Below are 13,665 nucleotides of genomic sequence, written 5' to 3' on the forward strand. Positions count from 1 at the left end.
TGCAAGTCTTTTTAAATATCGTCAAAGCTTACATCCGTAAAACTTTCGGTACTCGAAGGCTTCATTTCTCCGTTGGTGACAATTTCTTCTTCTTTTTTGAAATCTTTTTGGTGACGTTCGGAGATTACTTCTGAGCCCTTTTCCTCGATAATGAAATTCATCATTTCCTCTACATTGTCCTTAAAGGCTTGAAAATCTTCCTTGTATAAGTATATTTTGTGTTTCTTGTAGTGGAAAGAGCCATCGTCGTGAGTAAATTTTTTACTCTCTGTAATCGTTAAGTAATAATCTCCTGCCTTGGTACTTCTTACATCAAAAAAATATGTGCGTCTACCTGCCCGTAATACTTTGGAATGAATTTCCTCCTGGTCCATTGAATCTTTTTCGTTCATCGCGTTTAGTGTCTAGTTAATAGTGTTAATCTTTCAAAAATGTAAAAAAAAAGCCAATACGACAACAATTTTTTAGTTTTCTTTCTCTGAAAGTTGAGTGAAGTACAGATCTTTATAATATCCGTCAACACTGTTTAAATCACTATGGTTGCCTTCTTGAAGAAGTTCTCCATTGGAAAGAACCAAGACCTTATCGGCGTTTTTCGCCGAAGAAACACGATGGCTGACAATAAGAGTGGTACGATTTTTTGACGCTTTTTTCAGATTGTTCAGAATTTCTTCTTCAGTTTCTGTGTCAACTGCTGAAAGACAATCGTCAAAAAGATATATTTCGGGTTTTTTTAAGAGGGCACGCGCAATAGAGACCCTCTGTTTCTGTCCGCCGCTCAGGGTGATGCCCCTTTCGCCCAATACGGTGTCGTAGCCCTTGGTGAAACCTACGATGTTTTCATGTACTACCGCAGCTTTGGCCGCATTGATAACCTCTTCGTCGGTAGCGTCTTCCTTGCCGAATTTAATATTGTTCTTTATAGAGTCTGAAAATAAGAAGGCGTCTTGGGGTACCGCACCGATGGCTTGGCGTAAACTGTTTATGTTCAATTGCTCTATGGGGGTGTCGTCTATTAAGATTTCACCCGAGGTCACATCGTAAAGTCGGGCCACAAGGTCTAGAATAGTCGACTTTCCTGACCCGGTCTTTCCTAATATGGCTACCGTTTCCCCTTCGTTTATGGTGAAAGAAATATTCTTGAGGGCCGTAATTTCAGTGTCTTCATAAGTAAAGCTTACATTTCTGAATTCGATTTTTCCCTTTACGGGCGTTTCTTCGAGTACGGTATTCTTGATATCAGGAGATTCTTTTAAAAATTCGTTGATCCTTTTTTGTGAGGCTTCCGCCCTTTGTACGATAGAGGTCAACCAACCGATAATGGCTACCGGCCAAGTAAGCATGTTTACGTAGAGAATGAATTCCGCAATAACCCCGGAAGAGGCTATTTCCCCATTTATATATTGCTTTCCACCTATGTAAATAACGAAAATGTTACTAATACCGATGAGTAAGACCATTAGGGGGAAGAACCAAGCATTGACCTTTGCCAAATCCATACTCTTGTTTTTTCCTTCAAGGGCAAGGGAGCTGAGGTCGTTATTAATGTTCGGTTCCAAGGCATATGCCTTGATGACCGAAACCCCCGAAAATACTTCTTGGGTAAAGGTTGAAAGGGTAGAGAGGTATTGCTGAACAACCGTACTGCGTTCATGGATTACCTTGCTGATGTAATAGATAAGTACCGACAATATCGGCAAGGGTATTAAGGTATAGGCGGCGAGTTTCGGGGCCGTCATGAACATGATCGGGATGATACAGGCAAAGAGCGTCAGGGTGTTTATGCCGTACATCAGTGCCGGTCCGGTATACATTCGCACTTGGTTTACATCTTCGCTGATACGGTTCATCAGGTCGCCGGTGCGGTTCTTCTTGTAGAAATTTAGACTTAGAAATTGATAGTGGTCGAAAATTTCGTTTTTAAGGTCGTACTCGATATAGCGCGAAACGTTAATTATCGTCTGCCGCATTAAAAAGGTAAAGAAGCCCGATAAGAGGGCGGCACCCACAATGATCAGTATATATTCAAGAAGGAAATCCTTGGCGGTCGGTTCCGAGATCTTATCGTTCATGAAATCCTCGATAACCGTAATCGATTCTTTGACGTATCGGGGCATGACCAGTTGAAGCACCCGGGCAATGATGGTAATGAACAATCCGACCAATAATTTCGACCAGTATTTTTTAAAGTATTTATTTAGGTGTGCAAGTTCCTTCATGAAAGGTTTCGGCTAAGAAATATGTAATTGGCCAAAGATAGTGGTTTGGGTATAAACGAAATGTTATAAATACCATAAGATATTGCCTCGATATCGATTTACGCCCGTCGGCCCCGATATTTTATATACGTTAAATTTACGGTAAGTTTTAAAAATAATCAGGCTTCAAGGGGCTTAATAACAAGGTTTTGCGGAGGTCTGAAAACATTAAAGTGAAATGAAGCTGTCGTTTCATCGGTTTGTATAGTAGTCTTTTGGGCTTTATTCTTATTTTTGCGGCGTGAGAGTCAAACCAATACTATTCCAAAAAAGTTCTTTAAAATGCTAACACGAAGACATATACGGGTAAAAGTGATGCAATGTATTTATGCCATTACCCAATCTAAAGATGAGTCTTTAGAGAAACAAGAAAAATTTCTGCGGTTTAGCATAGATAATATGTACACGCTCTATCTACTTATGATGAGCCTTATTATAGAAATTCACCAAAGAGGGGCCGAGCAATTGAAGATTTCGTCAAAGAAATATTTGGCCACGGCTTCCGATACCTTTCCCGATCAAAAGAAATTTGTAAATAACCGATTGCTTTCCCAAATCGTCAATAACGAACCGTTGAAGGCAGAGCTGAAAAAACGCAAGCTCGAAAATTGGTATTTGAACGAAGAGTACGTAAAAATCATTTACAACAATATTGTAGCGAGTTCAACCTATGAAGACTATATGTCGGCTGAAGGCAGTAATTGGGCCGAAGATAAAGAGTTCGTCGTTACCTTGTTCAAAGATGTCATAGCCCCTGATGAAAAGATTTACGACTATTTTGAGGATAACAATCTTACTTGGGTAGATGATATTCCTATTGTAAACACTTTTATCCTTAAAATGCTAAGAAAGGTCAGGCCCGACCATCCCACCTCGTATTTCTTGCCTCGCTTGCTGAAGGATCAAGAAGATTTGGATTTTGCCAAAAAACTCTTGCGGAAGACCTTGCTCAAAGATGCCGAGTTGACCAAAGAGATAGAGGGCAAGACGCCCAATTGGGACAAGGACCGTATTGCCGATATGGATGCCATACTTTTAAAAATGGCCATATGCGAACTTCTAAACTTTCCGTCCATACCTGAAAAAGTAACGATTAACGAATTTTTGGAAATCGCCAAGGAGTATTCTACCCCTAAGAGCAGTATTTTTATCAATGGAATTTTAGACAACCTTGTAAAAGAATACAAAAAGGATGGAAAGCTTAACAAAATGGGTAGGGGTCTCATTTAAAATAAATGATTAATTTTGCCTTTAAACTAAAGTTAGAGATATGAAAAAAACAATTTTTGCCTTAAGTATATTTTCACTTTTGGCGTTCGTTTCTTGTAAAGAAAATGCGTCGAGTAAAGTAAAATCAGATAATGTTACCGAGGCTGCACAGCGCGATGAAGCCAGTAAGCAGGTTCCGGTAATGGAGTTTGAGAAAGCTGAGCATGACTTTGGTACCATTGAACAAGGTACACCACAAGAAACCATTTTTACTTTTAAAAATACGGGTAATGCCCCGTTGATCATAACCAGTGCCACCAGTTCTTGTGGTTGTACGGTTCCAAATCCACCAAAAGATCCTATCGCACCAGGAGAACAAGGGGAATTGGTAGTGAAGTTCAACGGATCGGGCCAGAACCAGGTTACCAAAACGATTACTGTAAATGCCAATACCGAAAAAGGAACCGAGCAATTGCGAATCAAAGCTTTTGTTAACCCTAAAGGGGCTGCTCCGGTAGGACCAACCAAATAATAATAGATTAGATACTAAATAAATATGGGTGATATAGGACAGTTTCTTCCGATGATATTGATTTTTGTGGTAGCGTATTTCTTTATGATACGCCCGCAAATGAAGCGTCAGAAAGATGAAAAGAAATTCGCGGCTGAATTAAAAAGAGGCGATAGGGTAATTACTAAAAGTGGTTTGCACGGCAAGATTATGGATTTGAACGATAGCGATTCTTCGTGTATTCTTGAAACCATGGCCGGTAAATTAAAATTTGATCGTTCTGCGATTTCAATGGAACTGAGCAAAAAACTGAACGCTCCCGAAAAGAAGTAAACGTACATTGTAGTACATATTAAACACCGCTAAGCAATTAGCGGTGTTTTTTTTGGTCGTTATGCTAGGGTAAATTAGTATATTCATCTCTTGAACAAAACAACCAAAATCGATGTACCATAATAGACGAAATTTTATAAAGAAAAGTTCCTTGGCCTTGGCAGGTTCGGGCGCGGCATTTTTATTTCCCATGGAGCTGTTGGCCACGCTGCGTAAAAAGGTGGGGCCGAACGATCAAATCAATGTAGGGCTTATTGGCTGCAAGGGTATGGGGTTTAGCGATTTGACGTCTATGTTGAAAATAAGCGAGACCAATGTGATGGCACTCTGCGACGTAGATGAAGCTGTTCTTAAGGCTAGGACGGAAGACCTCGGAAAGGCAGGGATTAAAAAGCCGTTGTGGTATCGCGATTATCGTAAGCTACTTGAGAATAAAGACATTGACGTGGTCATTATAGGTACGCCGGACCATTGGCATTGCCTGCAGTTGACCGATGCCTTGATGGCGGGAAAAGATGTCTATTGTGAAAAGCCTATAGCCAATTCCATTCAAGAGTCGAATATAATGCTAAACTACGTTAGCGCTAGTGACCGAATGGTGCAGATCGGACAATGGCAGCGTAGTCAGCCCCATTTTGTCGATGCCATTAATTTTGTGCATTCGGGCAAATTGGGCAATATACGTTTGGCAAAAGCTTGGGCCTACCAGGGTTGGATGAAACCTGTGCCCGTCGTAGCCGATTCTGCCGCGCCGGAAGGCGTAAACTATAAAATGTGGTTGGGACCGGCACCGGAGCGCGCCTTCAACGCAAACCGCTTTCATTTCAATTTTCGATGGTTTTGGGATTATGCGGGCGGCCTAATGACCGATTGGGGCGTGCACCTGTTGGATTATGCTTTATATGGAATGAAGGCGGGAACGCCTAAGTCGGTAATGGCCCTAGGAGGAAAATTCGCCTATCCGAACGATGCTTCCGAAACCCCGGATACCTTACAGACCGTTTTTGAATACGATGGCTTTTCAATTCTTTGGGAACATGCTACGGGTATTGATGGGGGGAATTATGGACGTAACCACGGTATAGCCTTTATTGGTAATAACGGCACTTTGGTCGTTGATCGGAACGGTTGGGAAGTGATACCTGAGGAAGAATTTGCCGGATGGGGCAAGAAAGGTACCCCTAAAATGGAAGCTGTCTCCTATGACAAGGGCAATGCCAGTGGATTGGATTTGCATACGGCAAATTTTATAGATGCAGTAAAGAGTCGCGATGGTTCTAAATTGAATGCCCCTATTAAAGTTGGCTATGATGCCGCTTTGGTATCGCATATGGGCAACGTAGCCTTTAAGACGGGCAACCGGATCTATTGGGACGAGGCTTCCGGAAAGTTTAAGGAAGAGGAGGCCAATAAGTTGATTACGGCCAACTATCAAAATGGCTGGAAACTACCTATGCTCTAAACCATAGGGCTTCCACATATAAAACAGGGAAGGGCTAGGATGTTTTTACTGAACAGGTCATTCAAGCCTTTGTCTTTGCTAATCATCGGCAAAATCTTGTCAAGTCGATTTAGTTTTGTTTTTTCACGTAGGGTTTCTGTAATGCATGTAGTGTCTTCACGCTGCTTGTAGTGGGGTTTATTTCCTTTTTCGAAAAAAAAACCTTAATGGAGCATGGCTAGGGGCTTTCCTTTTTGTGCAGTTTCAAGAAGGTTTTCGGGGTCGTTTAAAAAGACCCCGTTAAAGAACCAGATGCCGAAGTGGTGTTTGAACTTGCAAATGGCCAACACATTTTTTTTGTCCAAGGTATAGGTCGGAAAATTCCATTTATAGGTTTCCTCTAAATCGGTTTTCAAAACGAGTTGGCACAAGAGGGCGACACCGTTTTTAAATGATGTGCTTCGGTGTAGTAGGCTTCTACTTTTTTCGGCTATATCCATTAGGGAAGTGCAGTAAGTTGACTTCCCTAAGATAAGCTTTGTGGTTATACGGCTTTTTTGGCTACCAGTTCACAGATTTTGATGATGACCTCGGTGGCCTTTATCATGCTCTCTACGGGAATATATTCGTATTTTCCGTGAAAGTTGTGCCCGCCGGCAAAAATATTGGGGCATGGGAGCCCCATATAGCTGAGCTGTGAGCCATCGGTGCCACCACGTATGGGTTTGATGATGGGCGTTACGCGCATGGCTTCCATGGCCTCCTTGGCTATTTCTACGATGTGGTATACCGGTTCTACTTTTTCCTTCATATTAAAATACTGATCTTTTAATTCGAGGGTAATGCAATTGCCGTGAATTGAATTTAATTTATCGGTGATATTGCGAAGTAGTTGTTTTCTCTTTTCAAAATGGTCTTTGTCATGGTCACGTACGATAAGCTCAAATTCGGCATGTTCTATTGAGCCTTGAATGTGGTGTACGTGAAAGAAGCCTTCGCGTCCCTCGGTGTTTTGAGGGGTTTCTTCCGGGGGTAAGATCTCAAGAAATTCGCTGGCGATGCTTATGGCGTTTACCATTTTGTTTTTGGCGTATCCCGGATGTACACTCTTTCCTTTTATTATCACCTTGGCACTGGCCGCATTGAAATTTTCAAATTCTAGTTCGCCAATCTGGCTTCCGTCCATGGTATAGGCCCAATCGGCATCAAATTTTTCAACGTCAAAATGATGTGCCCCACGACCGATTTCTTCATCGGGGGTAAAACCGACCCTGATTTTTCCATGTTTTATTTCCGGATGGTTGATAAGGTATTCCATGGCCGTGACAATTTCGGTGATTCCGGCCTTATCATCGGCGCCCAAAAGGGTGGTTCCGTCCGTAGTGATGAGGGTTTGGCCCTTGTACTGCAGTAAATCCTCGAAATAATCGGGAGAGAGTACAATGTTTTCGTGGGCGTTCAGTACAATGTCCTTGCCGTCGTAATCCTCGATAATTTGCGGATTGACATTTGTAGCCGTAAAATCGGGAGAAGTGTCAAAATGCGATATAAAGCCTATGGTAGGCACTTCAATGTTGAGATTACTCGGTAAGGTGGCCGTAATGTAGGCGTTGTTGTCGATGGAAACTTCCTCCATGCCAATTTCCAGTAATTCTTCGACGAGTAAGTCTGCTAAATGCCATTGTTTTTCGGTGCTGGGCGTGGTCTTTGATTTGGGGTCGCTTTGAGTATCGATTTTTACATACTTCAAAAAGCGATCGATGATATGCTGCATCTAAAATGTTTTTGAATCAAAAGTACAAAATTGGGTTTACTAGATACAAACGAAGCCTGTTTTAAGACTATCTTTTTAGTGAATTTCTTACGTGAATGTTGGAAAATGCCTAACTTATGGTAGAATTAACTCCAATAATCAATTATGAAAAGAATGTATTTTTTATGCTATGTGCTGTTTTTTGGGTGCATAGCTATTGGAAGTGCTCAAATCACAGGTACGGTTTCAGATGAAGATGGCCCACTGCCCGGTGCATCCGTAGTGGTCAAAGGAACGACGACAGGTTCCACCACCGATTTTGACGGATTGTTTACGATCAATGCGGAGGTTGGCGATAAGCTGGTTATTTCTTACATCGGTTATGAGACCAAAGAAGTAACGGCCCAGTCGGGTACAATGAAGATCCAATTATCTTCGGGAGTAGCCTTGTCGGAGGTTATTATCGTGGGGTCGCGTAACCCGAACAGAACGGCTACCGAGAGTATGGTTCCGGTAGATGTAATTAGTATGAAGGAACTGAACAGTGTTGCCCCACAGGTGAACTTAAATCAGATCTTGAATTATGTAGCACCTTCTTTTACTTCAAACACCCAGACTATTTCAGATGGTACGGATCACGTTGATCCGGCTTCATTAAGAGGTTTGGGTCCTGATCAGGTTTTGGTACTGATCAATGGTAAAAGAAGACATACCTCTTCTTTGATCAATGTAAACGGAACTTTCGGACGTGGTAGTGTGGGTACCGATTTAAATGCTATACCGGCAGCCGCCATTCAGCGTATTGAAGTTTTAAGGGATGGGGCAGCTGCCCAATATGGTTCTGATGCCATAGCGGGGGTAATCAATATCGTTTTGAACAAGAGTGTGAACGAATTGAACATGTCGGTTACCTCTGGTGCTAATTTTTCCAAGAACGCCAATGATCAAACAGGCGGTGTAGATGGGGCTACGACCAACATAGCTGCTAGTTATGGTGTTCCCTTAGGTGAGAACGGAGGTTTCTTGAACTTTTCTGGTGATTTTGACGTACGTCAAGATTATAGTAGGATGAAGGAGTGGGAAGGTGGAATTTTTAATCAGTACAATGTGGTCGAGCGCTTTGCTAATAGTGATGGATATGATTTGATCAATTTACTTGATGATGATGTTTCTGATGTGATTCAGTATGCCGGTCAGGCAGGAATCGATTTGAATGGAGCGACTACCAAAGAAGAGCTTCGGCCAATTTTGGGAGCTGATGCTACGAATGCCGAACTTGCTGCACGTGGTCAAAAACGTAGTGATTACAATATGAGGGTAGGGCAATCGGCCTTACGAGGTGGACGTATCTTTGCCAACTTTTCCTTGCCTTTAGATGATAGCGGAACTGAGGTATATTCTTTTGCCGGTATCAGTTCAAGAACGGGTAATTCAGCAGGTTTTTATCGTTTGCCCAATCAAAGCAGGACATATACACCTGCATATATGAACGGATTTTTACCAGAAATCAATTCAACTATTAAAGACAGGTCGCTATCGGTGGGTGTTAAAGGAAAGATCAATGAATGGGATGTGGACTTGAGCAATACCTACGGAAAGAACTCTTTTCTGTATTCCATCGGAAATACCTTTAATGCATCCATGCAAAATGCATCACCTACCCTTTTTGATGCAGGGGGATTTTCTTTTGCACAGAATACGGCCAATTTAGACGTAACCCGCTTTTTTGAAGATGCGTTGTCTGGATTGAATGTGGCTTTTGGAGCGGAATACCGTGTCGAAAATTACGATATAGTGGCTGGGGAACCAGCTTCTTATGGGCAATATGATGGTACGGGGAATATAAACAATCCTTATGATGATATTGTTAGGGATGCTGCTGGTGTTCCCGTGTTGGATGGAGAGGAAAAAACAATACCAAATCCAAATTCGGATGTACGTGTACCAACGGATTTCTTCGGGGAATCTAGACCTGGTGGATCACAGGTTTTTCCTGGTTTTGGACCGTCGAATGAATTGTCTAGAGGAAGAAGTAGTGTTGCCGGTTACATTGATTTAGAAGCGGATTTTTCAGAAAAATTCGTTGCTAGTTTTGCTACACGTTTTGAGAATTATAGCGATTTTGGTTCTACCATCAATTTTAAATTGGCAACACGTTATAAGGTCAATGATAATATAAACCTTAGGGCTGCAGGGAATACGGGTTTTAGGGCTCCTTCCTTACATCAGATAAACTTCAACTCTACATCTACTATTTTTGATCAGAATGGCGACCCACAAGAAGTAGGTACCTTTGCCAATGATAGTAGGGCCGCTAAACTTTTGGGTATTCCTGAATTGAAGGAAGAAACTTCAAGTAGTATAAGTGTTGGTTTTACGGCCAAGATTCCAGATGCAAACCTAACCTTGACTGTAGATGGATATTATGTGGAAATTAATGATAGGGTAGTGTATACAGGTCAATTTGAAGGCCCGGGTACAGGAACTGAATTGGATAATTTGCTAAGTCAGGCAAATGCTACAGCTGCTTCCTTCTTTGCAAATGCGATCAATACCGAATCTCGTGGATTGGATGTAGTGTTTACGCATACGGCCAACTTAAGTGATAACTGGAGATTGAAATCCGATTTGGCGGGTACCTTATCTAAAACGAATCAAATAGGTGATATTAATTCATCAAAAGTGTTAGAAGATGCGGGTCTTGTAAATACTTATTTTCCAGAAGATAGTAGAGTGTATCTGGAAGAGGCCGTACCACGTACGAAAATCAACCTTTCCAACAGCCTTACCTCCGATAAATGGATCATGTTCTTAAGAAACGTATACTTTGGGGAAGTTACCGAAGCGACTACGGTCATAGCCAACCAACAGGTTTTTGGAACCAAGGTGGTGACCGACCTTTCCATTGGGTATAAGGCTACCGATGCCTTGACCTTGACCATAGGGGCCAATAACTTATTGGATATCTACCCCGATAGGGCCGAAGATCAATACAATAACCGTAGTGATGGCCGATTCGATTGGTCGCGTAGGGCGCAACAGTTCGGTATTGGAGGACGGTTCTTGTTTGCCCGTGTAAGCTTCGCTTTGAAGTAGAGTATTGAAAAGAAGGAATAATATAGGGAAAGGCCGTTCGAAAGAACGGTCTTTCTTTTTATTTAGGGGTGTCATACACAGAAGAAGTATAATTTTTCACTTAAAATGGTGTTTATATAAATGGATTCAAATTTTAAAAAGAGGTATATGTTGCGAAAATTATACGGTTCAATGGTATTTTTGATGCTTTTTACATCGGTAAATGCCCAAAATTGCACATTGGATATAGGTGGAAAGAACAATGAGGCCATCAAAACTATTTTTCAATTGAACGAAGAGCAAATAAGCACTATGGAAGCCCTACAAGGCGAACTGGAGGTGCAGACCAAGGATATTGAAGGGCAAATAGAAAAGCTGTTGGCCGAACATCCGCAAAGCAGCGAAGAAGACCTCATTAAATTGGCGGAAAAATACAAGGTATTGCAGCAACAGCTGGTACAGGCGGCCTACGACAGTGATAAAAAACTCTTGTCGCTCTTCAATTCAAAACAGTATGAGCGTTATCTTCGACTCTGTAATGAAGCTATAAGGATACCTATCAAGGTAATTCCTAAAAATTATGAAATCCCTGAAGGGGAAGATTAAGAATCTAAGAGGCGGGGCACGTCTTTTTTTAAGACATGTTCCATGTCCCGACATATAAAAATAGTAGTAAGTTATGCCTGTACTAGGGGGTAAGTTTGTATTTTTGCGCAAATTCTATATACCCTCATGTATAAGTCTATTCTTCAGCCCTTACTTTTTTTGCTAGATGCCGAAAAAGCCCATCACCTTACCTTTTCTCTAGTCCGTTTTCTTTGTAAAATTGGTTTTTCAAGCCTGTTCGAGGCCATCTATAAAATAGAGGACCCACGTCTGGAAAAGGAAGTCTTTGGAATTCGGTTCAAAAATCCGGTAGGTCTGGCGGCGGGTTTCGATAAAGATGCCAAGCTCTACAATGAGTTGTCCAATTTTGGATTTGGTTTTGTTGAGATAGGAACCTTAACGCCCAAACCCCAAGAGGGAAATCCTAAAAAGAGATTGTTCAGGCTGAAGCCCGATCAGGCGATTGTCAACCGTATGGGGTTTAACAATATGGGGGTTGCCGATGCCGTAGGGCGATTGAAAAAGAAGCACAAAGTACTCATTGGAGGCAATATTGGAAAAAATAAGCTTACACCCAATGAAAATGCGGTTTCAGATTACCTTATCTGTTTTGATGCGCTTTTTGATCACGTCGATTACTTTGTGGTCAATGTAAGTTCACCTAATACGCCTGGCCTACGCGAGCTTCAAGATAAAGCACCTTTGACCGCCCTTTTGCTGGAACTGAAATCCGAAAACACAAAACTGGCACGGCAGAAACAAGCAAAGGAAAGGCCGATTCTATTGAAGATTGCCCCAGACCTTACGGACGACCAGCTTTTGGATATTATCGCTATTGTTGGCGATACTAAAATAGATGGTGTTATTGCGACCAATACGACCATTGGGCGAGAACATCTAAAATCGGATGCTTCGCTCGTTAGTGAAACGGGTGGCTTGAGTGGAAAACCATTGACCAAAAGAAGCACCGAAGTGATTCGGTTCTTAGCGGAAAGAAGCAACAAAGCTTTCCCTATAATAGGTGTGGGCGGAATACATTCCGAAGAGGATGCACTCGAAAAATTAGAAGCTGGGGCAGACCTTGTTCAATTGTATACCGGTTTTATCTACGAAGGACCGGCCTTGATAAAACGAATCAATAAAGCCATTCTTAAAAAGCAGAGGCAATAAAATTTATTTGGACTTTAAGGTAATACTGATCTTATTTGGCCCAATAATCTACAACGAGCACATCGTCTAAGTGCGGTCCCAAAATGTCGCCAAAGGCTTTATGGTCGGGGTGGGGCAAATAAACGGCACGGTCTTCCTCGCTGTTGAAGGTAAGGAAGAAACAATGGGTAAATCCTTGGTTTAATCCTTCAGGACTGTTGTTCAGTCCCCACTCATATCCCACGATTTGTGGAATTTTAGAGGGTAGGGCGGTAAATGCCTCCTCAACTTTTTTGATGTCTTCTTTCGTGGTTTCGGGTTTGAATTTGAATAAAACTACATGACGTAGCAGACTGTCTTCTTGCATGCTGATAGATTGATCGGTTTGGTGGGCGGTCCTATTTTTGAAGGCCATAGAAAGTAAGGCGAACAAAATGAGACATAAGGTGAGTGTAAGGTAACTTTGTTTCATGATATAGTCGTTTCTCTGTAATTCAATACATACTTTATACTAAAAAAGGCAATAATGCTACATACGTATAACCTAAGGAAAGACAGGAGGGAAGCCTCTCAAAAAAACTAAACGGTCGGTAAGATATAAAAAAGAGTCGTTACTTTAGCGGCGCGTTGCCGGAATCGCCCCAAAAATCGTGTATTTATTGGTTCGGGAACGAACAGTGATACTGAATAATTTAAAAATGAATTACGAAACGCTCTATACTTTTATGTTGGCCGCCGTGGCCTTGTCCATTTCGCCGGGTCCTGATAATATTTATGTATTGATGCAAAGTCTGGTCAATGGTAAAAAACACGGATTGGCTACTACGGCGGGACTCATGTCGGGTTGTCTGGTGCATACGAGTTTGTTGGCCTTTGGGGTGTCAATGGTGATCAAGGAAAGTGATACCCTCTTTTTCGGAATTAAATTGTTGGGGGCCATTTACCTCTTTTATCTGGCGTACAAGGTGTTTAAAAGTAGTGGCTCGCTAAGTTTGACCGAAGGTTCGGTACCTAAAAAAGGGCTCTGGGAGCTATTTAGGCAGGGGTTTATCATGAATGTATTAAACCCCAAGGTTGCTATTTTCTTTTTGGCCTTCTTTCCCGGTTTTCTCTTTAGCGATGATATGAGTACCGTAGTTCAGTTCTATGTGCTGGGGCTGGTCTTTATGTTCGTTTCCTTTATAGTTTTCAGCTTAATAGCGGTGCTTTCGGGGAGTATTTCGTCGTATTTTACATCAAAGCCCAAAATGGGAATTTATCTGAAATGGCTACAAATCATTGTCTTTATTGGTATTGCGGTCTATATTCTGGTATCGGATAAATAATGCTA

General features: G+C 41.8%; 13 protein-coding genes. 8 read left to right on the forward strand and 5 right to left on the reverse strand.

Features of this window, described 5'->3' with window-relative positions:
- Positions 1–11 precede the first annotated feature (11 nt).
- Complete coding sequence (locus B4Q04_RS11655; protein WP_013994183.1) at positions 12–392, reverse strand: PUR family DNA/RNA-binding protein; 381 nt, start codon at positions 390–392, stop codon at positions 12–14.
- Positions 393–464: 72 nt separating this feature from the next.
- Complete coding sequence (locus B4Q04_RS11660; RefSeq protein WP_013994184.1) at positions 465–2,219, reverse strand: ABC transporter ATP-binding protein; 1,755 nt, start codon at positions 2,217–2,219, stop codon at positions 465–467.
- Between the two features lie 321 nt (positions 2,220–2,540).
- Between B4Q04_RS11660 and nusB the strand changes: the two genes are divergently transcribed.
- From nusB to B4Q04_RS11680, 4 genes are all read left to right on the forward strand, one after another.
- Positions 2,541–3,488, forward strand: coding sequence for a transcription antitermination factor NusB (nusB, locus tag B4Q04_RS11665; RefSeq protein ID WP_046287494.1), 948 nt, complete (start codon positions 2,541–2,543; stop codon positions 3,486–3,488).
- A 40-nt stretch (positions 3,489–3,528) separates the two neighbouring features.
- Positions 3,529–3,999, forward strand: coding sequence for a DUF1573 domain-containing protein (locus tag B4Q04_RS11670; RefSeq protein WP_013994186.1), 471 nt, complete (start codon positions 3,529–3,531; stop codon positions 3,997–3,999).
- A 24-nt stretch (positions 4,000–4,023) separates the two neighbouring features.
- On the forward strand, positions 4,024–4,311 hold the full coding sequence (gene yajC, locus B4Q04_RS11675) for a preprotein translocase subunit YajC (RefSeq protein ID WP_013994187.1): 288 nt from the start codon (positions 4,024–4,026) through the stop codon (positions 4,309–4,311).
- A 112-nt stretch (positions 4,312–4,423) separates the two neighbouring features.
- Complete coding sequence (locus B4Q04_RS11680) at positions 4,424–5,773, forward strand: Gfo/Idh/MocA family protein (RefSeq protein ID WP_088696918.1); 1,350 nt, start codon at positions 4,424–4,426, stop codon at positions 5,771–5,773.
- A 203-nt stretch (positions 5,774–5,976) separates the two neighbouring features.
- Here the strand turns inward: B4Q04_RS11680 and B4Q04_RS22950 are convergent, their stop codons facing one another.
- Together B4Q04_RS22950 and pepT are read right to left on the reverse strand one after the other, a co-directional pair.
- On the reverse strand, positions 5,977–6,252 hold the full coding sequence (locus B4Q04_RS22950) for a DUF1801 domain-containing protein (RefSeq protein ID WP_088696919.1): 276 nt from the start codon (positions 6,250–6,252) through the stop codon (positions 5,977–5,979).
- 44 nt (positions 6,253–6,296) lie between these two features.
- Positions 6,297–7,526 carry a peptidase T gene (gene pepT / locus B4Q04_RS11690; protein WP_088696920.1) on the reverse strand — a complete coding sequence of 410 codons (1,230 nt, stop codon included), beginning with the start codon at positions 7,524–7,526 and terminating at the stop codon, positions 6,297–6,299.
- 144 nt (positions 7,527–7,670) lie between these two features.
- Here pepT and B4Q04_RS11695 point away from each other — a divergent pair, with 144 nt between their 5' ends.
- From B4Q04_RS11695 to B4Q04_RS11705, 3 genes are all read left to right on the forward strand, one after another.
- Positions 7,671–10,601, forward strand: a complete 2,931-nt coding sequence (locus tag B4Q04_RS11695) for a TonB-dependent receptor (protein ID WP_088696921.1) — start codon at positions 7,671–7,673, stop codon at positions 10,599–10,601.
- Between the two features lie 147 nt (positions 10,602–10,748).
- Positions 10,749–11,186 carry a hypothetical protein gene (locus tag B4Q04_RS11700; protein WP_123772367.1) on the forward strand — a complete coding sequence of 146 codons (438 nt, stop codon included), beginning with the start codon at positions 10,749–10,751 and terminating at the stop codon, positions 11,184–11,186.
- Between the two features lie 126 nt (positions 11,187–11,312).
- Positions 11,313–12,356: a quinone-dependent dihydroorotate dehydrogenase gene (locus tag B4Q04_RS11705; RefSeq protein WP_013994193.1), complete on the forward strand. Its 1,044-nt coding sequence runs from the start codon at positions 11,313–11,315 to the stop codon at positions 12,354–12,356.
- A 31-nt stretch (positions 12,357–12,387) separates the two neighbouring features.
- Here B4Q04_RS11705 and B4Q04_RS11710 read toward each other — a convergent pair whose 3' ends face one another.
- Complete coding sequence (locus tag B4Q04_RS11710; protein WP_013994194.1) at positions 12,388–12,807, reverse strand: Dabb family protein; 420 nt, start codon at positions 12,805–12,807, stop codon at positions 12,388–12,390.
- Between the two features lie 226 nt (positions 12,808–13,033).
- Here B4Q04_RS11710 and B4Q04_RS11715 point away from each other — a divergent pair, with 226 nt between their 5' ends.
- A complete protein-coding gene (locus B4Q04_RS11715; RefSeq protein ID WP_088696922.1) occupies positions 13,034–13,660 on the forward strand; it encodes a LysE family translocator in 627 nt (208 codons plus the stop codon).
- Positions 13,661–13,665 lie beyond the last annotated feature (5 nt).

The sequence above is a fragment of the Zobellia sp. OII3 genome, from assembly GCF_002211465.1.
GTDB lineage: Bacteria > Bacteroidota > Bacteroidia > Flavobacteriales > Flavobacteriaceae > Zobellia > Zobellia galactanivorans.

Excerpts from the sequence above, each read along its gene's own strand:
- B4Q04_RS11655 (WP_013994183.1), bottom strand. The coding sequence starts at position 392 with ATGAACGAAAAAGATTCAATGGACCAGGAGGAAATTCATTCCAAAGTA.
- B4Q04_RS11660 (WP_013994184.1), bottom strand. The coding sequence starts at position 2,219 with ATGAAGGAACTTGCACACCTAAATAAATACTTTAAAAAATACTGGTCG.
- nusB (WP_046287494.1), top strand. The coding sequence starts at position 2,541 with ATGCTAACACGAAGACATATACGGGTAAAAGTGATGCAATGTATTTAT.
- B4Q04_RS11670 (WP_013994186.1), top strand. The coding sequence starts at position 3,529 with ATGAAAAAAACAATTTTTGCCTTAAGTATATTTTCACTTTTGGCGTTC.
- yajC (WP_013994187.1), top strand. The coding sequence starts at position 4,024 with ATGGGTGATATAGGACAGTTTCTTCCGATGATATTGATTTTTGTGGTA.
- B4Q04_RS11680 (WP_088696918.1), top strand. The coding sequence starts at position 4,424 with ATGTACCATAATAGACGAAATTTTATAAAGAAAAGTTCCTTGGCCTTG.
- B4Q04_RS22950 (WP_088696919.1), bottom strand. The coding sequence starts at position 6,252 with ATGGATATAGCCGAAAAAAGTAGAAGCCTACTACACCGAAGCACATCA.
- pepT (WP_088696920.1), bottom strand. The coding sequence starts at position 7,526 with ATGCAGCATATCATCGATCGCTTTTTGAAGTATGTAAAAATCGATACT.
- B4Q04_RS11695 (WP_088696921.1), top strand. The coding sequence starts at position 7,671 with ATGAAAAGAATGTATTTTTTATGCTATGTGCTGTTTTTTGGGTGCATA.
- B4Q04_RS11700 (WP_123772367.1), top strand. The coding sequence starts at position 10,749 with ATGTTGCGAAAATTATACGGTTCAATGGTATTTTTGATGCTTTTTACA.
- B4Q04_RS11705 (WP_013994193.1), top strand. The coding sequence starts at position 11,313 with ATGTATAAGTCTATTCTTCAGCCCTTACTTTTTTTGCTAGATGCCGAA.
- B4Q04_RS11710 (WP_013994194.1), bottom strand. The coding sequence starts at position 12,807 with ATGAAACAAAGTTACCTTACACTCACCTTATGTCTCATTTTGTTCGCC.
- B4Q04_RS11715 (WP_088696922.1), top strand. The coding sequence starts at position 13,034 with ATGAATTACGAAACGCTCTATACTTTTATGTTGGCCGCCGTGGCCTTG.